Source organism: Streptomyces sp. NBC_01408 (assembly GCF_026340255.1).
GTDB lineage: Bacteria > Actinomycetota > Actinomycetes > Streptomycetales > Streptomycetaceae > Streptomyces.
This window is the reverse complement of sequence record NZ_JAPEPJ010000001.1, coordinates 1171916-1190249: the sequence shown is the minus strand read 5'-3', so window position 1 is coordinate 1190249 and position 18334 is coordinate 1171916. Positions and strand designations below refer to the sequence as shown.

The window sequence follows — 18334 nt, the reverse complement described above, 5'->3', positions numbered from 1 at the left end:
GGCGCGCTGCGTGAGCTGGCGGGCGGGTTGCGGTGAGGGTGGGGGTCAGGTCGGGCGGGGGACGGGTTCCAGGATGACCTTGCCCGTGGTGGCGCGGGATTCCAGGGCTTGGTGGGCGGTGGCGGCCTCGGCCAGGGGGTAGCGGGTCAGGGCCGGGCGCAGGCGGCCCGTGGCGGCTTCGGCGAGGGCGCGGGTCTCCAGGGTGCGCAGGGGGTCGGGGGTGCCGACGCGCTGGAGCATGGCCGGGCCGAGGACGGGCTGCGTGGTGATCCCGCGGGCCGTGAGGGCGGCGCGTTCGGTGTCGGTGAGGGTCAGGGGGCCGCCGGACCAGCCGAAGACCAGGTGCAGGGCCCCGGGGGCGAGCAGGTCGAGGCAGGCGCGGGCGGTGGCGCCGCCGACGGAGTCGAAGAGGACGGTGGCGCCGCCGGGGTAGCGGGCACGTACGGTTTCGGGCCAGCCGGGGGCGGTGTAGTCGAGGGCGAGGTCGGCGCCGTTCGCGGCCGCGAGGGCGGTTTTGGCGGGGCCGCCGGCGAGGGCGACGACGGTGGCGCCGGCGTTCTTGGCGTACTGGACGAGCAGGGTGCCGATGCCTCCCGCGGCGGCTGGGACGAGGGCGACGGAGCCCGGCCCGAGGTCGGCGAACTGGAGGATCCCCAGGGTGGTGCGGCCGGTGCCGATCATGGCGACGGCCTCGGCGGGGTCGAGCCCCGGCGGCAGGGCGTGCAGGCGGTCGGCGTCGGCTACGGCGTACTCGGCGTAGCCGCCGGGGACGAAGCCGAGGTGGACGACGACCTGGCGGCCCAGCCAGGCGGGGTCGGTGCCGGGGCCGAGGGCGTCGACGGTGCCGGCGACCTCCCGGCCGGGGATGGTCGGGAGCTCGGGGAGGGCGGGGGAGGGGCCCTGGACGCCCTCGCGGAGGCTGGTGTCGAGCAGGTGCACGCCGGCGGCGGCCACGGCGATGCGGACCTGGCCGGGGGCCGGGGCGGGGGTGGGGGCGGCCTCGTAGGTGAGGCTCTCGGCGGGGCCGAAGGCGTGCAGGCGGACGGCGTTCATCGTGGCGTGGGTGGCGTTCGTGGTGTCCATGCGGGCAGCCTCCGGCCTGAAGTGCGGTTGAGGTCAAGGGCCCGCATTGTCAGTGGGGTGGGTCACGATGGGGCGATGGCGATCGTGCGAAAAGGGCAGCAGCGGGACACGGTGAAGGCGGCGCGGCGGCCGGAGGTACGGCTTCCGGAGCTGGCGGCGTGGTCGGGTGGCGAGCTGGAGCCGGACGGGGACTACGACGGGCTGGAGTTCGCGGACCTGGACTGGGCGGGACAGGAGGGGGTCGGGGCCCGGTTCATGGACTGCGCGGTGCGGCGGTGCGCGCTGGACGAGACGGGGCTGGCGAAGGCGCGGTTCCTGGACTCCGTGCTGGAAGGGGTCCGCGGGGTGGGGACGGACCTGTCCGGGGCCTCGCTGCGGGACGTGGAGCTGGTGGACGCCCGGCTGGGCGGCGTACAGCTGCACGGAGCGGTGCTGGAACGGGTGGTGGTCCGCGGCGGGAAGATCGACTACCTGAACCTGCGGAAGGCACGGCTGCGGGACGTGGTCTTCGAGGCGTGCGTGCTGGTGGAGCCGGACTTCGGGGGCGCGGTGCTGGAACGGGTGGAGTTCCGGGACTGCGCGCTGCGCGGGGCGGACTTCAGCGGGGTGCGGATGACGGACGTGGACCTACGGGCCGCCGCCGAGCTGGGGATCGCCCGCGGGGTGGACGCGCTGGCCGGAGCGGTGATCAGCCCGGCGCAGCTGTTCGACCTGGCTCCGGCGCTGGCGGCGCAGCTGGGGGTACGGGTGGTGGCGTAGCGGGAGCGGTGGCCGTAGCTGGGGCTCATGGGTTGCCTGGGGCGGTGTCCCGTCCCCGGCCGGCCCGTCGGAGCTACGCGGGGACGCGGGGGAAGCGGGACTGGAGCATCCAGATGGCGGGGTTGTCCGCCAGGCCGTCGTGCATGTCGATCAGGTCCGCGATCAGGTCGTGCAGGAAGTCGCGGGCCTCGCGGCGCAGCAGGCGGTGGCTGAAGGTCAGCGGGTCCTCCTCGGCCGGCATCCAGTCGGCCTCCACGTCGACCCAGCCGAAGCGGCGCTCGAAGAGCATCCGGTCCGTGGACTCGGTGAAGTCGAGTTCGGCGTACTGGCGGTTGGAGGAGCGGCTGCCGCGGGGGTCCTGGTCGAGCTGCTCGACGATGTCGCACAGGGCCCAGGCGAAGTCCAGTACGGGCACCCATCCCCAGGCTGTGGACACTTCCCGGTCCGCGTTGGTGTCGGCGAGGTACACGTCCCCGCAGAACAGGTCGTGCCGCAGGGTGTGGACGTCCGCCGAGCGGTAGTCGGTCTGCGGGGGGTCGGGGAAGCGCCGGGAGAGGGAATAGCCGATGTCGAGCACGTACCCGATGGTGTCACGGCCGGGCGGGGGGTGACACGGCCGCCCGGCGCCTGGCGGCGGGCCCGACCGACCTCCCCAGGGGCCGCGGCCCGGGGCGCGGCCCCGGGGCGGTGGCCCCTGGCCGCGCCCCCGGCCGGGGGTCGGTGCCCTGCCCCGTTTCGGCGGGTGGCCCGTTCGGGGCGGCCTGGCCCGGCGCGGCTGGGTGACGCGGCCTGCGGCCGCCGCTGGGGCTCCGCCCCGGACCCCGCGCCTCAAACGCCGGCGGGGCTGGATCTGGCCGCCGCTGGGGCTCCGCCCCGGACCCCGCGCCTCAAAACGCCGGCGGGGCTGGATCTGGCTGCAGCTGGGGGTTGGTGCCGGGCCGGGGTTCGGGCCGGGGAGGTCAGCTGGGGGTGATTCGGGTGGTTGCCCTGGTGGTGTTGTTCGATCTGCGGGGGTCGGGGGTGGGGGAGGTGGCGTGGGCCGTCGCGGTGACGGTGCCCCGGCGGGGGGCTCGTACGGTGACGTGGAAGACCCGCTGCCGGCCGGCGCCCAGGGCTTCGATGCGCCAGGTCACCGGGGTGGGAGTCCGCTGGGCGGTGCCCGGGGAGGTGCCCGTGACGGGCACGCCGCGGGGGAGGGTCAGGGTGACGGCCGTGTCGGCGGCGCTGAAGGGGCCGTTGTTGGTGACGGTGACCGTGTAGCCGTACTCGGTGCCGCCGGGCGCGGTGGCCGGTGCGTCCAGCGTGACCGCCAGGTCGGCCCTGGGCCGGCCGGCTTCGACCTTCACCCGCCCGACGCGGTCGCCGACGATCTCGGTGAACCACATGTTGCCGTCCGGGCCCGCGGTGATGCGGGTCGGGTAGCTCTCCTGGGTGGGCAGCGGGTACTGCGTGACGGTTCCGTCGGTGGTGATCCGCCCGATCCGGCTGGTGAGCTGCGCCGTGAACCAGAGGTTCCCGTCGGGGCCCGCGGCGATTCCGTCCGGGCCGGCGTCGGGGACGGGGTATTCGGCGATGTCACCGGTGGTGCTGATCTTCCCGATCCGGTTGCCGAAGAGCTCGGTGAACCACAGTTTGCCGTCGGGGCCGGCGGTGATGATGTCCGGGCCGCTGTCGGCCTGCGGGAGGGGGTACTCGGTGATGGTCCCGGTGGTGGTGATCCTTCCGATCCGGTTGCCGAAGATCTCGGTGAACCAGAGGTTCCCGTCGGGGCCCGTGGTGATGCTCTCCGGGGCGCTGTTGGCGTTGGGGAGCGGGTAGTCGGTGATGGCGCCCGAGGTGGTGATCTTCCCGATCCGGTCGCCGGGGTCGGTGGTGAACCAGAGGTTCCCGTCGGGTCCGGTGGTGATGGCGAACGGGCTGCCGCTCGACGCGGGCACGGAGTACGTGGTGACGGCGCCCGCGGTGGTGATCTTCCCGATGAGGCCGGGGGCGGTGAACCACAGGTTTCCGTCGGGCCCGGCGGTGATGCCGATCGGGCTGATGGGCTGTCCGGGGCGCAGGTCGTACTCGGCGAGGAGCTCCCCGGCGGGAGTCATCCGGCCGATCTTGCCGATGCCCGCCTCGGTGAACCACAGGTTGCCGTCGGGGCCGGCGGTGATGTCGCCGGGGGAGCTGCCGAGGGTGGGGACCGGGAACTCGGTGATGTCCCCGACGGCGGCCGCGGCGCGGGCCGGGGCGGTGGCGGTCACGGGCAGGCTGGCCAGGCTGAGGAGGCAGGCGGCGGCGAGCCGGTACGCCCAGCGGAAGCGGTGGGGGCGCGGTGTGCGGCGCGGTGTGGGGGGCGGGGGCGCGTACGGGGTGAGTGGGGGCATGGGGGGACAGACCTTCCGGCCGGACGTCGGGGGCAGGCCCGCCGTCGGAAGGAGTCCTCGCCGACGGGTCTGGTGCGCTGTCGGGCGGCTCGTGGGGGTCGCGACAGCGGTGCGCCGCCCCGGCCTGCCGGGGAGGTGCGCGGCGTGGGGGACCGCGCAGTGAAGCGTAGGACGCCGGATGACGGCATGTCAGTTTGTCCTCGGCCAGCAGGCTGACCGCCAACGGGGTACTCCGGCGGCGGCAGCGGCTGCAAGCGCCGCGGCGGAGGTCAGGGCAGAAGGCGTTGTTCCTTGGCCACCGAGACGGCGCCCGCGCGGGTGTCGACGCCGAGCTTGTCGTAGATGCGGCCCAGGTGGGTCTTGACCGTGGCCTCGCTGATGAACAGTGCGCGGGCGATGTCGCGGTTGCCGAGGCCGCGGGCCAGCTGGCCGAGGATGTCGAGCTCGCGGTCGGTGAGGGTGGGGCGGGCGCCGCGCATGTGGGCCATCACGCGGCTGGCCACCGGCGGGGACAGGGTGGTGCGGCCCTCGGCCGCCGAGTGGATCGCGGCGAACAGCTCTTCCGGGCGCTCGGCCTTGAGGAGGTAGCCCGTAGCGCCCGCGCCGATCGCCCGGGTGATGTCCGCGTCCGTGTCGTACGTGGTGAGGACCAGGACGTGCGGGGGCTGGGGCACGGCCGTGATGCGGCGGGTGGCCTCGACGCCGTCGATGCCCTCGCCCAGCTGGAGGTCCATCAGGACCACGTCGGGCCGGAGTTTGGCGGCCAGGGCGACGGCCTCCTCGCCGCTGCCCGCCTCGCCGAGCACCTCGATGTCGGGCTCGCTGCCGAGGAGGGCCAGCAGGCCCGCCCGGACCACCACGTGGTCGTCGCAGAGGAGGATCGTCGTCATGGGGCCGGCTCCAGGGGAATGGCCGCGGAGAGGACGGTGCCCTCGCCCGGCGTGGATTCGATCGTCAGGGTGCCGCCCAGCTGGCGGACGCGGGCGCGCATCGCCGGGAGGCCGTGGCCGCGTTCCGTGGCGGCGGCGGTGCGGGGTTTGGCGAAGCCGTGGCCGTCGTCGGCGACGTCCAGGACGACCTGGTCGCCCAGGAAGCTCAGGGTGAGCGCGGCGGTACGGGCTCCGGAGTGCTCGCGTACGTTCGCCAGCGCGCCCTGGGCTATGCGCAGCAGGGCCGACTGCACGCGGTCGGGGAGCGGGGCCGGAGTGCCTTCGAGGTGGAAGCGGACCTCGATGTCCGGGCCCGCGTCCAGGGCGCGCAGGGCCTCGGCGAGGCCGGCACCGTCGGCGAGTTCGGCGGGGGCCAGGTCGTGGACGAGCCGGCGTGCCTCGGCGAGGCCGCGGGCGGCGATGCCGGTGGCGGTACGGACGTGCGCGCGGGCGGTGCCGGGGTCGGTGTCCCAGGTCCGGTCCGCGGCCTGGAGCAGCATCTGCTGGCTGGACAGGTTCTGCGCGAGGGTGTCGTGGATCTCCATGGACAGCCGCTGCCGTTCGGCGAGGGTGCCTTCGCGGCGTTCGGTGGCGGCCAGTTCCCTGCGGGTGCGGATCAGGTCGTCGATCAGCGCGCGCTGGGCCTGTGCCTGGCGCTCCATGTGGACGAAGACGGCGGTGGCGAGGGCGGCGACGGCCGGCGGGGCCAGGAGGAGGTTGGGGTCGAAGGCGGTGGCGAGCTGGAGCTGGGCGATCACGACGAAGACGGTGAGCAGGGCGACGAGGACGATCGCGGCGCGGGGCGGGAGCGTGCGCAGGGCGGTGAAGAAGAGCGGTACGGCGCACCAGGCGAAGCTCGGGGCGAGGACGACGAGGACCACCCAGGTGGCCACGACGAGGCCGAGCCAGAGGAGGCGGCGGGTCGGCTGCCGGGTCGGCTGCGCCGTTGCTCGGCGGGTCGGCTGCGCCGTTGCTCGGCCGGGGGGCTTGGCGGTGCCGGGGTGGGGGGTTGCGCCGGGCTGGCGGGAGGCGCCGACGGCCGGGCCGAGGACGTACAGCAGGGCCAGGGTGATGCTGAGGGCGAGGACCCAGGGGGTGCGGGGTTCGCCGGGGTGGCGGAGGAGGAAGCGGGCCACCGATGCGCCGAGGAGCAGGAAGAACGCGGCGTGCATGACGGTGGCCAGGGTCCGGGTATCGGGATCGGCCGAGGCGCGCTGCCGTGGTGGTGCGGGGCTCACGGGGGGCTCCTGGGGGGTGGGGGCGGACACTTCCATCCTGCCGTGTCCCCTGCGGGGGGCTTGGCGGGGCTTGGCCTGTGCGGCGCCGTTGCTGGGGCTCTGCCCCAGGCCCCGCGCCTCAAGCGCCGGCGGGGCTGGGTTTGGCTTTGGGTGTGGGGCGGGGCCGCTCCGGAGCGTCTCCTCGGCTCGCGCACTTAGCCCCGGCTACGAGAGTCCGGCCCAGGTTGCGCGCTCGTCCTGCGGGGACTCTCCTGCGCGACCCCGCCCCACGCCCGGGCTTCGGAAGGCGTAGCCGTGGTGGAGGGGAGTGGGGACGCGCAGGGGTGTCCCCGCAGGACGAGCGCGCAACCGGCCTGACCTTTCGTGATCGGGCTCAGTGCGCGAGCCGAGGAGACAGCCCGGAGCGGCCCCGCGGACCGACCCCACCGACCAGGCTCCGGCGCAGCCGAACCGCACCCCGCCAGGCGCGAAGCCAGGGCCGAATCCAGCCCCGCCGGCGTTTGAGGCGCGGGGTCTGGGGCGGAGCCCCAGGGGGCCCGGCGCAGCCGAGCCCGGACACCGCCGAGCCGCCCGCAGGAGCAGGGGCAGGGGATATCGAACAGGCCCCGCCCGGGGCACCGCATCGGCCGATCGGATGACACCGGGGTCAGCCGGTGCGGTGGCCGGGGCGAGCCGGTACGGGGACGGGGCGGCGGGGGGTTCGGGCCCAGGCTTGGAGCAGTGGACGAGCCGGCCCGACCGGCCCGGACGCCCCGATGCCGTCATCGTTCTCAGGAGCAGAGATGAACACCCGCACCCGCGTCCTCACCGGTACCGCCCTCGCCGCCGCCCTGGCCGCCGGCACCTTCGGTGCCGTCAGCGCCAGCGCCACCCCCGCCGCCGAGGCCGCCCCGGCCGCCGTCGCGAAGAAGGACGAGGTGAAGGACCAGAACTTCACCACGACCACCCACCTCACCGTCGACGCCGCCACCCGCGCCGCCCAGGCCGCGCTCCAGGCCGCCGAGAAGGAGAACCAGAAGGTGACGGTCGCGGTGGTGGACCGCAACGGCAACACCATCGTCACCCTGCGAGGCGACGGCGCGGGCCCGCAGTCCTACGAGTCGGCGCAGCGCAAGGCCTTCACCGCCGTGTCCTGGAACGCCCCGACCTCGGTGCTCGTGGGCCGCCTTGCCCAGGCCCCGAACCTGAAGGACATCCCCGGCACCCTCTTCCTCGGCGGCGGCACCCCGGTGCAGGCGAACGGCGCCCCGGTCGCGGGCATCGGCGTGGCCGGCGCCCCGAGCGGCGAGCTGGACGAGAAGTTCGCCAAGGCCGGTGTCGACGCGCTCAGCAAGTAACGGCGAGGGCGGCCCGCTTAGGATCGAGCGCGTGGAACCACGCGCTCGATCCCGTCTGTCCGTCACCGCCGCTGCCGCCCTGCTCGCCCTCACCGCGGCGTGTACGGGCGGCACCGTGCACGGCAGGCCGGGGGCGGCCGGGTTGCGCGACCCGTACTTCCCCAAGGCGGGCAACGGCGGTTACCAGGTCGAGCACTACGCGCTGGACCTCGACTACGACCCCGCCGACGGGCAGTTGAACGGTACGGCCGTCATCACGGCCCGCGCCGAGCAGGGCCTCAGTTCCTTCAACCTCGACCTGAGCGGCCTGCGCGTGGAGGGCGTGACGGTGCAGGGCGCCCGGGCCCGGTTCAACCGGACGGGCAACGAGCTGACCGTGCGTCCGGCCGAGGACCTGAAGAAGGGCGAGGTCTTCCGTACGGAGGTCGACTACGCCGGCAAGCCGAAGGCCCTCGCGGATCCTGACGGTTCGGAGGAGGGCTGGATCACCACCGGGGACGGTGCGGTCGGCGTCGGCGAGCCCGTCGGCTCGATGACCTGGTTCCCCGGCAACCACCACCCGAGCGACAAGGCAACGTACGACATCACGCTCACCGTCCCGGACGGCTACGAGGCGGTGTCCAACGGCGAGTTGCGATCCCGCAGCGATACGGGCGACGGCCGGACCGCCTTCGCGTGGCACAGCCCGGAGCCGATGGCCAGCTACCTGGCCACCGCCGCCGTCGGCAGGTACGAGGTGACGAAGGGGCGGACCGCTTCGGGGGTCGACGTCTACAACGCGGTGTCGCCCGAGGAGGCGGCCCTCAGCAAGGGTCCGCTGGCACGGCTGCCGGAGATGGTGGAGTGGGGCAGCGGCCGCTTCGGCCCGTACCCCTTCAGCACGGCGGGTGCGATCGTGCTGCCCGGCGGCACCCTGGCCTACGCGCTGGAGACGCAGACCAAGCCCGTGTACCCCGGCGCGCCCGCGGACGAGGAACTCGTCCTGCACGAGCTGGCCCACCAGTGGTTCGGCAATTCGGTGTCGCCGAAGTCCTGGAAGGACATGTGGCTCAACGAGGGCTTCGCCACCTACGCCGAGTGGCTGTGGGCCGAGGACCACGGCGGGCACTCCGCGCAGGCCCGCTTCGAGGCCTTCCTGGCCGGTGACACGGAGGTGGACGCCGAAGCGGACTCCGACTGGGACGCCTTCCCGCCCGCCGCGCCGCCCGGGCCCGAGCACATCTCCGGGAGCCCGGTGTACCAGCGGGGCGCGATGGTCCTGCACCGGATCCGCCAGGAGGTGGGGGATGAGAAGTTCTTCGCCCTGCTGCGCGGCTGGGCCGCCGACCACCGCCACGGGAACGCGGACACGGCTGATTTCACCGCCTACGCGGAGCGGAAGACGGGCCATGACCTGAAGAAGGTCTGGGACGTGTGGTTGTACGGCGAGGGACGGCCCCGCTAGGGAGTGTCGTCAAAGTGGCGTCGGCCGCCCGTAGGGCGGTGCTGTCGGGGTCTGGTGCGTGCGATCGCAAGGCGGAGGAGGGAGTCGATGCGGAGCATCGGCGACCGACGACAACGCGGCGAGCGTGCGTGCCGGACCCCGACAGCCAGACGCGACTTTGACGACACGACCTAGGCCGTGGGTGTCAGGGGCTTGTGCAGCACCGTGCAGTCGCGGCCGCGTTCGCGGTCCGTGCCGCGGCGCAGGGCCGTGTAGCCCTGGGACTGCCAGAAGGCGAGGGCCTTGGGGTTGTTGTCCAGTACGGCGAGCCGTACGCCCGTGCGTCCGGCCGTACGGAAGCGGTCCTCGACCAGGGCCGTCACGGTCCGGCCGTATCCCTCGCGGTGCGCGGTGGCGTCTATGAGCAGCAGCCCGATCCACGGGTCCGGGTCGTCGGAGGCCGGGTCCTCGGGGGAAGTGTGGGCGAGGGTGGCCACGAGGCCGACGAGCCGGCCGGCGGAGCGGGCGAGGAGCACCTCGGCGCCGTCATGGGCGAGTTCGTCGGCGAGGGCGGCGGCGACCTGTTCGACCGTGATGCGGTCCGGGTCGGGGAAGTCGCCACTGAGTTCGAAGAACGCGTGGTTCGTCGCGTACAGGGCGGCGATCTCGGTGAGGACCGGGCCCGGCAGGGCGCCGTCTACGGGCACGAGCGGTTGCAGGATCACCTGGTGAACGGTAGCGAAGCCCCCTCCCCGGACGGCCGGGAGGGGGCTTCACCAGCGAGGCGTCGCTGTTTAGACGTTGACGCCGAAGTCCTGCGCGATACCGGTGAGGCCGGAGGCGTAGCCCTGGCCCACGGCGCGGAACTTCCACTCGGCGCCGTTGCGGTAGAGCTCGCCGAAGACCATGGCGGTCTCGGTCGCCGCGTCCTCGGAGAGGTCGTAGCGGGCGATCTCCGCGCCGCCGGCCTGGTTCACGACGCGGATGTACGCGTTGCGGACCTGGCCGAAGTTCTGGCTGCGGCTCTCGGCGTCGTAGATGGAGACCGGGAAGACGATCTTGTCCACGTCGGCGGGGAGGCCGGCGAGGTTGACGTTGATGGCCTCGTCGTCGCCCGCGCCCTCGCCGGTGCGGTTGTCACCGGTGTGAACGATGGTCTGGTCCGGGGTGGACTTGTTGTTGAAGAAGACGAAGTGGCCGTCGGAGACGACCTTGCCCGTCGGGTTGACCGCGATGGCCGAGGCGTCGAGGTCGAAGTCCACACCGGTGGTCGTACGGACGTCCCAGCCGAGGCCGACCGTGACGGCAGTGAGGCCGGGGGCCTCCTTCGTGAGCGAGACGTTGCCGCCCTTGGACAGGCTGACAGCCATGGGAATGTCCCTTTCCTCAATCCGACATGCAGGTGCACGTACGCAGATACTGACCGCGATGTGCGGCCAAGTTACCGCTGTCTTCTATAACGCGACGAGGGGCAGGCGGGTTCCCGTCGGGAAATGCGGGTGACGGGGCGGGAACGGGCACGGATCATAGGGGCATGCCTGGTCCCTATGTCATCCGCGGTTCGGTCGTGCTCCCCGAGGGCGAGCTCGCCTGGCGCTTTTCGCGTTCCTCGGGGCCGGGCGGGCAGCACGTGAACACCTCGGACTCGCGCGTGGAGCTGCTGTTCGACGTGGCCGCGACGAAGGCGCTGCCGGAGGTGTGGAAGGCGCGGGCGCTGGAGCGGCTCGCGGCGCGGCTGGTGGACGGGGTGGTGACCGTACGGGCCTCCGAGCACCGCTCGCAGTTCCGCAACCGGGAGATGGCGCTGGTCAGGCTGGCTTCGCTGCTCGCGGAGGCGACGGCGCCGCCGCCGAAGCAGCGGCGGGCGACGAAGATTCCGCGCGGGATCAATGAGCGGCGGCTGCGGGAGAAGAAGGCGCGGGCCGAGACCAAGCGGGGGCGGACCGGGCGGGACTGGTAGGCGGTGGCCCGGCCGGTGCGCTGCCGCGAGCCGGTGTGGCGCCGGTGCGGTGCCGCGCGGCGCCGTTGCCGGGGCTCCGCCCCGGGCCCCGCGCCTCAAACGCCGGCGGGGCTGGATTTTGCCGCGCCTGGGTGGGTTGGCGTACGAGATCGGGGCTCCGCCCCGGGCCCCGCGCCTCAAACGCCGGCGGGGCTGGATTTGCCGCCCCTGGGTGGGTGGGTGCGCGTACGGGATCGGGGCTCCGGGCCGGGTGGTCAGCCCAGGTGCCGGTAGCGGCCGCGGAAGTACGTCAGGGGCGGACCGTCCGGGGACGGCAGCCCGGCTGTCAGGACGCGGCCGATGACGAGGGTGTGGTCGCCCGCCTCGACCCGGTTCTCCGTACGGCATTCCAGGGTGGCGAGCGCGCCGGTCAGCAGCGGGGCGCCGGAGGCCTCGCCGCGTACGTAGGGGAGGTCCGCGAAGAGCAGGCGGTCGCTGATGCGGCCCTTCATCGCGAAGCGGCCGGCGACCTGGAGCTGGTGGTCGGCGAGGACCGAGACCGCCCACAGCGGCTGCTCCGCCAGCAGGTCGTCCATCCGGGAGCCCTCGCGCAGGCTCACCAGTACCAGCGGCGGGTCCAGTGACACCGACATGAAGGCGGTCGCCGTCATGCCCACGTCCTCGCCGCGCGGTCCGTCCGCCGTCAGGGGCGTCTCGTGCGCGGTGATCAGGCACACGCCCGCCGCCAGCCGGGACATCGCTGCCCGGAACTCGTCGTTGCTCACTCCCCCAGGATGAGGGGTGCGGTGGGTGGGCGGGGCACTGGGCCCGGGCACTCGGGACACAAGGGGTACGGGGGTCGTCTTCGGCACGGCAACACGCTAAGGTCGCGGTCCCGCCCGGCACATCGGGCCTTGGTCCGAGCCGCACCCCGCCCCTCGTCCTAGGACCCCGGCATATCGTTTGCTCTCGCTAAGGAAGAGGAGCGCTCCCTGGGGTGAAGGGCCTGTTGCGCGCCATTATTCGTCTCATGTGACTTGAGTCACAGACAGCAAGATTTGTTGACCCTGTGTACCTGCCGCACAGCTCACTGTGATTCAGTGGACGGGACACCGCAACGAAACGCCGATGACAAACCTGGAGTTGCTGTCGAGGTCTCGGGGAGAGCGAGCAATGGAGACCGAGTCGGAGCCTTACGTCCGTCTTGCGACCCTGCGGCAGCTCCACCGGGTGGTGGCCGAACTCAATACGGCCCGGAGCCTGGCGGACACTCTGCAGACGGTCGTGGACGGCATCGTCGCGGGCCTCGGCTACGAACTCGCCTGCGTCAACCTTGTACGCCCTGACGGTGATCTCGTCGTCGCCGCCTTCGCCGGCGACCCCGCGGCCGAGGCCCTCATCACCGGCCGTGTCGGCTCCCGTTCCTCCTGGGAACGCCGTCTGACGATGGGTGAGAACTGGGACGGGCTGCGGTTCATCCCGCACACCGAGGGCTGGATCCTCATGGAGGACGACGTCCCCCAGTGGCACACCGAGGGGCCCGAGCCGCGGTTCGAGGACGAATGGCATCCGGAGGACCGGCTGTACGCCCCGATGTATGCGTCCGGCGGGGAACTTCTAGGTGTCATTTCGGTGGACAGACCGAGGAACGGCCGCCGCCCCGGCGCCTGGGGACGCGAAGCGCTCCAGATGTACGCCTTCCAGGCGGCGATTGCGATCAGCAACGCGCGGCTGCGCGCGAACATGCAGCGCGCCCTGGTCCGGCTCGAACGGGAGCAGCAGGCGCTGCGGGCCAGTGAGGAGTCGTTCCGGCAGGCCTTCGAGTACGCCCCCAGCGGTATGGCCATCGCCGAGATGGGCGGCGACCAGCACGGCCGGCTGCTGCGCACCAACGACGCCCTGTGCCGGCTGCTGGGCCGCCCCGCCTCCGTCCTGCGCCGCTACTCCTTCTCCGACCTGGTCCACCCCGAGGACATCGGCACGCTGCTGCGCACCTCCGCCGAGGGCGGCCGCGCCGAGCTGCGGCTTGGCCGGCGCGACGGCACGTACGTATGGGTCTCGCTGCGCAATTCCGTGGTCGCGGACGCCGCCGACGGGCCGCGTTTCCTGCTCACGCACGTCGAGGACATCGAGGAGCGCAAGCGGCACGAGCTCCAGCTCGCGCACCGGGCCAGCCACGACTCCCTGACCGGCCTGCCCAACAGTGCCGAGCTGCGGGCCCGGCTGGGGGCCCGGCTGTGCCGCAGGCCCCAGTCCGTACGGGCCACCGCGGTGGAGGCCCTGGACGCGGCCTTCGAGGGCCGTGAGGGCCACGAGGGCTACGAGGCCCACGGAGCGCGCGTAGAGGCGGGTGGTGCGGGTGAGCACGGCTTTCAACCCGACGGCCCGGACCGCTACGCCGGGCAGGACCCCTTCGAGTTCCCCGGGGCGGTGCCCGCGCAGGCGGACGGCCCCTACGACCACCACGTGCACACGGTGGCGCCCGCGAGTGACATCGACGACGGGACGAAGGGGCTCGCGGTGCTCTTCTGCGACCTCGACGGCTTCAAGTCGATCAACGACCGGTTCGGTCACCACACGGGCGACGCGGTCCTGATCGAGGTGGCCCGGAGGCTGACGACCTGCGTCAGGGACGGTGACACCGTCGCCCGGCTGGGTGGTGACGAGTTCGTGGTCCTGGCCGACGGTCTGGGCGCGGCGGACGCCGCCGACCTGGCGGTCCGGCTGCGCAGCGCGATCATCCCGCCGATCCGGGTGGACGGCCGCGCGGTGCGTGTCGGGGCGAGTTTCGGCATCGGCTGGGCCAGCTGCGGGATGTCGGCGGACGAGGTGTTGCGCTCCGCCGACCAGCGGATGTACATCGAGAAACGGTCCCGGTCCAAGGCGCACCGGCGGGCCGGTTGAGCTGATCGGCCGCCCCTGAGTGCACGTGTTCGGGGTAGGCTCCCGGGGGTCGAAAGGAGTGACCTGCGATGACGACGCCCGCGAACAACGGCCCGCACGGTGGGGCGAACAAGCCCGAGGACGATGATCCGTTCGGGTATCTCTACGCGGACGGCCAGGCGGCCGGAGCCACCCCGCCCGCTTCGGGTGGTGGATACGGCTATCCGGGCCCCGCGGCCGGCGGTCATTCCGGCCCGCAGCCGGGTGTTCCCCGTACCTCGCACCACCAGGTGCGTACGGTCGGCGAGCGCACGTACGGCGGCCAGCGCGGCCCCGTGCCCCAGCAGCAGGGTCCCGCGCAGCAGCCCCCCTACCAGGCCCAGTACCAGGCCCCCGAGGCGCTCCAGGCGGGCGGCTACGGCGTGCCGCCGCAGCAGCAGTCCCCGCAGCACCAGACCCAGACGATGTCGCACGCCGGCGGCCACGGTGGTCACGGCGGCGGTGGCGGGTCCAGCCGCAAGGGCGTGCTCATCGCGGCCGTGGCGGTGGTCGCGGCTGTCGCGATCGGCATCGGCGCGGCCCTGGCGTTCGGGGGCGACGGCAAGGACAAGAAGGCCGGCGACAACGCGGGGAACGGCAACCAGCAGTCGTCCGCCCCGCAGAACCCGTCGAACCCGCCCCCCAGCGGCTCTCCGCAGCCCTCGGAGGCCCCGCTGCCGAAGGCGGACTTCGCGGGCGCCGGCATGTCCCTCACGGGCGGCGCGATGCTGCAGAACACCGTGCCGGGCGCGAAGAGCGCCGGCGGCCAGTACGTGGGCGGCCTGAACGCGGTCGGCGCCGCGGCGACGTGGACCCTCGACATGCCCAAGACGGGCAAGTACCGGCTGAAGATGACCTACGGGGTGCCGGGCAAGGACGCCAAGACCACGCTGACGGTCAACGGCGAGGCGCATTCCAGGCCGATCAACATGGCGAACTTCTCCAAGGCCGCCGAGGGCGACTGGGCCAAGGGCTGGACCAACACCTACTCGATCGTGGATCTCAAGCAGGGCTCGAACACGGTCAAGATCTCGTGCGAGCCGGGCAACCAGTGCGACGTCGTCCTCGACCAGCTCTGGATCGAAAAGGACTCCTGATCAGGCCTGATCCGGCCTGACCCGAAGGACAGGCCCTAGCCGGCCGGAGTGACCTTCACCGACCCCCGTACCTCCTCGTAGGTGCGGGGGTCGAACTCTCCCGCCGCGGGGGCGGCGACCGTGGCCGCCGAGAGGGCGACCGCGCGGACCAGGCGGTCGGGCCAGTCCAGCCCCTCCACCAGGGCCGACAGCAGTCCGGCGACCGCGGAGTCACCGGCTCCGGTGGGGTTGCCGGACAGGGTGCGGGGCGGGGCCGCCTGCCAGGTGCCCTGGGGGGTGGCGGCGAGCAGGCCGTCCGGGCCCAGCGAGGTGACCACCGCGTGGGCGCCCCGGCGGCGGGCGTCGCGGGTGGCGGGGAGCGGGTCGCGGGAGCCGGTCAGCTCGGCCAGTTCGGCGGCGTTCGGCTTGATCATCTCGGGCCGGGCGGCGACCCCGCGGCGCAGGGCCTCGCCGCTGGTGTCCAGCAGGACCGGGACCCCGGCCGCGCGGGCGGCCCGTACGAGGACCGCGTAGGCGCCCACCGGGACGCCGGGAGGGAGGCTGCCGCACAGGGCCACCGCGCGGGCGCCGGCCAGCAGGTCCGCGTACCGGGCCAGGAACGCGGACCACTCCTCGGCGCTGATCAGCGGTCCGGGCTCGTTGAACTGGGTCGTGTCGCCCGAGGCCTCGTCGACGACGGCGACGGTGCGGCGGGTGGTGCCCGCGCAGGGGACCAGGGCGTCCACCACCCCGGGGGAGCCGGCCAGCAGCTCCCGTACGAGGGAGCCGGCCGGGCCGCCCGCGAAGCCGGTGGCGCTCACCGGGTGGCCGAGCGAGGCCAGGACCCGGGCGACGTTGATCCCCTTGCCGCCGGGGCGTTCGGTGACGGCGGTGACCCGGTGGGAGGCGTGCGGGCGCAGCCGCGGCACGCGGTACGTGACGTCGAGCGCGCTGTTGAGCGTCACGGTCAGGATCATGGGCTCCCCCGGGTCTGTCGGTGCCGGGATCATGCCAAACGGAAAGCGGCCGGCCCAGTCCGGGGGCCGGCCGCTCGGTCGTTTGCAGCCGCTTGGCCGTCAGATCGCCGCCCGGGCGGCGGGGCTGACGATCCATTCGCCGTGCCGCATGACGCCCCGGATCCCGAACTCGGCGTCGAGGACGACGAGGTCCGCGTACTTGCCGGGCTCCAGCGAGCCGATCCGGTCGTAGAGGCCCAGCAGCTTGGCCGGGTTGGCGGAGATCGCCCGGACCACGGACTCCACCGGCAGCTTGTCGAGGGTGACCGAGCGCTTGAAGGCGGTGTCCAGGGTCAGGGTCGAGCCCGCGATGGAGCCGCCCTCGACGAGCCGGGCCACGCCCTGCTTGACCTCGACCTCCAGCTGGCCGAGGCGGTAGGTCCCGTCGCCGAAGCCGGCCGCGTCCATCGCGTCGGTGATCAGCGCCACGCGGTGCGCGCCCGCGTGGTGGAAGGCCAGCTCCAGCATGGCGGGGTGCAGGTGGGTGCCGTCGTTGATCAGCTCGACGGTGATCCGCTCGTCCTCCAGCAGCGCCGCGATGGGGCCGGGGGCGCGGTGTTCCATGCCGGGCATCGCGTTGTAGAGGTGGGTGGCCACGGTCGCGCCCGCGTCGATGGCCTCGCGGGTCTGCTCGTACGTGGAGTCCGTGTGGCCGATCGCGGCGATCACCCCGTGCTCGGCCAGCAGCCGTACGGAGTCCAGGCCGCCCGGCAGCTCGGTGGCGAGGGTGACCATGCGGGCGGCGCCGTGCGAGGCGTCGAGCAGCTTGCGGACCTCGGCCGGGTCGGGGTCGCGCAGCAGGGTCTCCTCGTGGGCGCCCTTGCGGCAGGGGTTGATGAAGGGGCCCTCGAAGTGGATGCCCGCGATCTCGCCCTGCTGGGTCAGTTCGGCGAGCAGCCCGGCGCGCCGGGCGAGTTCGGCGAGGTCCCCGGTGACGGTGGAGGCGACCAGGGTGGTGGTGCCGTGCTCGCGGTGGGTCCGTACGCCCTTGAGGATCTCCTCGGCGGTGCCGGAGGTGAAGGAGGCTCCGCCGCCGCCGTGGTTGTGCATGTCCACGAAGCCGGGGACGATCCAGTGCCCGGTCAGGTCGATGACCTGCGCGCCCTCGTGGGCGCTGCCCGCGATGCGGTCGCCCTCGACGATGACCCGGCCGTTGGCCACGGTTCCGGTGGGCAGCACCACCCTGGCGCCGGAGAGAACAGTGCTGTGCGCGCTTCCGGACATCAGGCAGGTACCTCCGTGGCGAGTAGGTCCCAGGCGAGCAGCCCTGCGCCCAGGCATCCGGCGGTGTCCCCGAGGGCCGCCGGAACGATGTGGGGGAGGCGCTGGAACGTCACGCGCTCCTCGACGGCCTTCCGTAGTGGTGTGAACAAGGTTTCCCCGGCCTCGGCGAGCCCGCCACCGATGATCAGCGTGCGCGGGTCCAGCAGGGTGATCGCGGTGACGAGCCCGTCGGCGAGGGCGCCGACCGCGGCCAGCCAGACCTCGCGGGCGCGCGCGTCGCCGTCCTCGACGGCCTTGGCGCAGTCCGCCGCGTCCGCGTCGGGGTCCCCGCAGGCGGCGGCCCAGGCGCGGCTGACAGCGGAGGCGGAGGCGAGGGTCTCCAGGCAGCCGTGCTGGCCGCAGCCGCAGGCGGGGCCGCCGGGGCGGACCACGATGTGGCCGATCTCGCCCGCGTAGCCGTGGGCGCCCGCCTCGATGCGGCCGGCGATGCCGATGGCTCCGGCGATGCCGGTGCCCAGGGGCACGAAGAGGAAGCGGTCGGCTCCGCGGCCGGCCCCGATACGGCCCTCGGCGAGGCCGCCCGTGCGCACGTCGTGGCCGAGGGCCACCGGGATGCCGCCGAGGCGTCTGCTGAGCAGCTCGCGCATCGGTACGTCGCGCCAGCCCAGGTTCGCCGCGTAGACGGCGGTCCCGTTCTCGGCGTCGACGATGCCGGGGACGGCGACCCCGGCGGCGGAGGCGGCCCGTCCGAAGCGCTCGAGGCCGGTGTCGAGGAGCTCGGCGGCGAAGTCCTGGATCGTCTCGACGACGGCGTCGGGCCCCCGCTCGCGGCCGGTGGCGCGGCGCGCCTCGTGGAGCAGGGCGCCGTCGGCGGCGACCAGGGCGGCCTTCATCCCGGTGCCGCCCACATCGAGGGCGATGACGTGTTTCACGGGTTTCACAGGTGACAGTCTCGCGTGCTCGGCGGGGAAAGGTCTAGTCCATTGAGGGGGATTGTTGAGTGGCCATACAAATTT

General features: G+C 73.4%; 17 protein-coding genes. 6 read left to right on the top strand and 11 right to left on the bottom strand.

Annotated elements, in window-relative coordinates; genetic code table 11:
- Positions 1 to 45 precede the first annotated feature (45 nt).
- Complete coding sequence (locus OG447_RS05525) at positions 46 to 1053, bottom strand: zinc-binding dehydrogenase (RefSeq protein WP_266938763.1); 1008 nt, start codon at positions 1051 to 1053, stop codon at positions 46 to 48.
- A gap of 105 nt (positions 1054 to 1158) precedes the next feature.
- Between OG447_RS05525 and OG447_RS05520 the strand changes: the two genes are divergently transcribed.
- Entirely contained in the window at positions 1159 to 1842 is a 684-nt protein-coding gene (locus tag OG447_RS05520) for a pentapeptide repeat-containing protein (RefSeq protein ID WP_266935235.1), read from the top strand.
- 73 nt (positions 1843 to 1915) lie between these two features.
- Here the strand turns inward: OG447_RS05520 and OG447_RS05515 are convergent, their stop codons facing one another.
- From OG447_RS05515 to OG447_RS05500, 4 genes are all read right to left on the bottom strand, one after another.
- Entirely contained in the window at positions 1916 to 2419 is a 504-nt protein-coding gene (locus tag OG447_RS05515; RefSeq protein WP_266935234.1) for a hypothetical protein, read from the bottom strand.
- Between the two features lie 382 nt (positions 2420 to 2801).
- Positions 2802 to 4214 (bottom strand): hypothetical protein, encoded by a 1413-nt coding sequence (locus tag OG447_RS05510; RefSeq protein ID WP_266935233.1) that lies wholly within the window; start codon positions 4212 to 4214, stop codon positions 2802 to 2804.
- A 269-nt stretch (positions 4215 to 4483) separates the two neighbouring features.
- Positions 4484 to 5104: a response regulator transcription factor gene (locus OG447_RS05505; protein ID WP_266935232.1), complete on the bottom strand. Its 621-nt coding sequence runs from the start codon at positions 5102 to 5104 to the stop codon at positions 4484 to 4486.
- Positions 5101 to 6315 (bottom strand): histidine kinase, encoded by a 1215-nt coding sequence (locus OG447_RS05500; protein ID WP_266938762.1) that lies wholly within the window; start codon positions 6313 to 6315, stop codon positions 5101 to 5103. Before OG447_RS05500 ends, OG447_RS05505 begins: the two co-directional genes overlap by 4 nt.
- A gap of 848 nt (positions 6316 to 7163) precedes the next feature.
- Here OG447_RS05500 and OG447_RS05495 point away from each other — a divergent pair.
- A complete protein-coding gene (locus OG447_RS05495; protein WP_266935231.1) occupies positions 7164 to 7718 on the top strand; it encodes a heme-binding protein in 555 nt (184 codons plus the stop codon).
- A 31-nt stretch (positions 7719 to 7749) separates the two neighbouring features.
- Entirely contained in the window at positions 7750 to 9162 is a 1413-nt protein-coding gene (locus tag OG447_RS05490; RefSeq protein WP_266935230.1) for a M1 family metallopeptidase, read from the top strand.
- 170 nt (positions 9163 to 9332) lie between these two features.
- On the opposite strand, the gene OG447_RS05485 is transcribed toward OG447_RS05490, so the two are convergent.
- Both OG447_RS05485 and OG447_RS05480 read right to left on the bottom strand, forming a co-directional pair.
- Positions 9333 to 9866, bottom strand: a complete 534-nt coding sequence (locus tag OG447_RS05485; protein WP_266935229.1) for a GNAT family N-acetyltransferase — start codon at positions 9864 to 9866, stop codon at positions 9333 to 9335.
- A gap of 69 nt (positions 9867 to 9935) precedes the next feature.
- On the bottom strand, positions 9936 to 10511 hold the full coding sequence (locus OG447_RS05480; protein ID WP_266935228.1) for a TerD family protein: 576 nt from the start codon (positions 10509 to 10511) through the stop codon (positions 9936 to 9938).
- Between the two features lie 164 nt (positions 10512 to 10675).
- Here OG447_RS05480 and arfB point away from each other — a divergent pair, with 164 nt between their 5' ends.
- Complete coding sequence (gene arfB / locus OG447_RS05475; protein WP_266935227.1) at positions 10676 to 11101, top strand: alternative ribosome rescue aminoacyl-tRNA hydrolase ArfB; 426 nt, start codon at positions 10676 to 10678, stop codon at positions 11099 to 11101.
- A gap of 254 nt (positions 11102 to 11355) precedes the next feature.
- Here the strand turns inward: arfB and OG447_RS05470 are convergent, their stop codons facing one another.
- The gene (locus tag OG447_RS05470) at positions 11356 to 11916 is read right to left on the bottom strand and encodes a flavin reductase family protein (RefSeq protein ID WP_266938761.1); all 561 of its coding nucleotides are present in this window, start codon (positions 11914 to 11916) and stop codon (positions 11356 to 11358) included.
- Between the two features lie 337 nt (positions 11917 to 12253).
- On the opposite strand from OG447_RS05470, the gene cdgB reads away from it, so the two are divergent.
- Together cdgB and OG447_RS05460 are read left to right on the top strand one after the other, a co-directional pair.
- Positions 12254 to 13984 carry a diguanylate cyclase CdgB gene (gene cdgB / locus OG447_RS05465; protein WP_266935226.1) on the top strand — a complete coding sequence of 577 codons (1731 nt, stop codon included), beginning with the start codon at positions 12254 to 12256 and terminating at the stop codon, positions 13982 to 13984.
- A gap of 68 nt (positions 13985 to 14052) precedes the next feature.
- A complete protein-coding gene (locus tag OG447_RS05460) occupies positions 14053 to 15099 on the top strand; it encodes a carbohydrate-binding protein (protein WP_266935225.1) in 1047 nt (348 codons plus the stop codon).
- Positions 15100 to 15134: 35 nt separating this feature from the next.
- Here OG447_RS05460 and OG447_RS05455 read toward each other — a convergent pair whose 3' ends face one another.
- The 3 genes from OG447_RS05455 to OG447_RS05445 all read right to left on the bottom strand — a co-directional run bounded on the left by OG447_RS05455 (position 15135) and on the right by OG447_RS05445 (position 18250).
- Positions 15135 to 16055, bottom strand: a complete 921-nt coding sequence (locus OG447_RS05455) for a 1-phosphofructokinase family hexose kinase (protein WP_266935224.1) — start codon at positions 16053 to 16055, stop codon at positions 15135 to 15137.
- A gap of 99 nt (positions 16056 to 16154) precedes the next feature.
- Positions 16155 to 17318, bottom strand: coding sequence for an N-acetylglucosamine-6-phosphate deacetylase (nagA, locus tag OG447_RS05450; RefSeq protein ID WP_266935223.1), 1164 nt, complete (start codon positions 17316 to 17318; stop codon positions 16155 to 16157).
- Positions 17318 to 18250 carry an ROK family protein gene (locus OG447_RS05445; protein WP_266938760.1) on the bottom strand — a complete coding sequence of 311 codons (933 nt, stop codon included), beginning with the start codon at positions 18248 to 18250 and terminating at the stop codon, positions 17318 to 17320. The genes nagA and OG447_RS05445 overlap by 1 nt, the downstream gene beginning before the upstream one ends.
- Between the last annotated feature and the right edge of the window lie 84 nt (positions 18251 to 18334).

Bases quoted from the DNA above. Each gene is read 5' to 3' on its own strand.
- arfB (WP_266935227.1), top strand. From the start codon at position 10,676: ATGCCTGGTCCCTATGTCATCCGCGGTTCGGTCGTGCTCCCCGAGGGC.
- OG447_RS05525 (WP_266938763.1), bottom strand. From the start codon at position 1,053: ATGAACGCCGTCCGCCTGCACGCCTTCGGCCCCGCCGAGAGCCTCACC.
- OG447_RS05500 (WP_266938762.1), bottom strand. From the start codon at position 6,315: ATGCACGCCGCGTTCTTCCTGCTCCTCGGCGCATCGGTGGCCCGCTTC.
- OG447_RS05495 (WP_266935231.1), top strand. From the start codon at position 7,164: ATGAACACCCGCACCCGCGTCCTCACCGGTACCGCCCTCGCCGCCGCC.
- OG447_RS05460 (WP_266935225.1), top strand. From the start codon at position 14,053: ATGACGACGCCCGCGAACAACGGCCCGCACGGTGGGGCGAACAAGCCC.
- OG447_RS05520 (WP_266935235.1), top strand. From the start codon at position 1,159: ATGGCGATCGTGCGAAAAGGGCAGCAGCGGGACACGGTGAAGGCGGCG.
- OG447_RS05510 (WP_266935233.1), bottom strand. From the start codon at position 4,214: ATGCCCCCACTCACCCCGTACGCGCCCCCGCCCCCCACACCGCGCCGC.
- nagA (WP_266935223.1), bottom strand. From the start codon at position 17,318: ATGTCCGGAAGCGCGCACAGCACTGTTCTCTCCGGCGCCAGGGTGGTG.
- OG447_RS05505 (WP_266935232.1), bottom strand. From the start codon at position 5,104: ATGACGACGATCCTCCTCTGCGACGACCACGTGGTGGTCCGGGCGGGC.
- OG447_RS05455 (WP_266935224.1), bottom strand. From the start codon at position 16,055: ATGATCCTGACCGTGACGCTCAACAGCGCGCTCGACGTCACGTACCGC.
- OG447_RS05480 (WP_266935228.1), bottom strand. From the start codon at position 10,511: ATGGCTGTCAGCCTGTCCAAGGGCGGCAACGTCTCGCTCACGAAGGAG.
- cdgB (WP_266935226.1), top strand. From the start codon at position 12,254: ATGGAGACCGAGTCGGAGCCTTACGTCCGTCTTGCGACCCTGCGGCAG.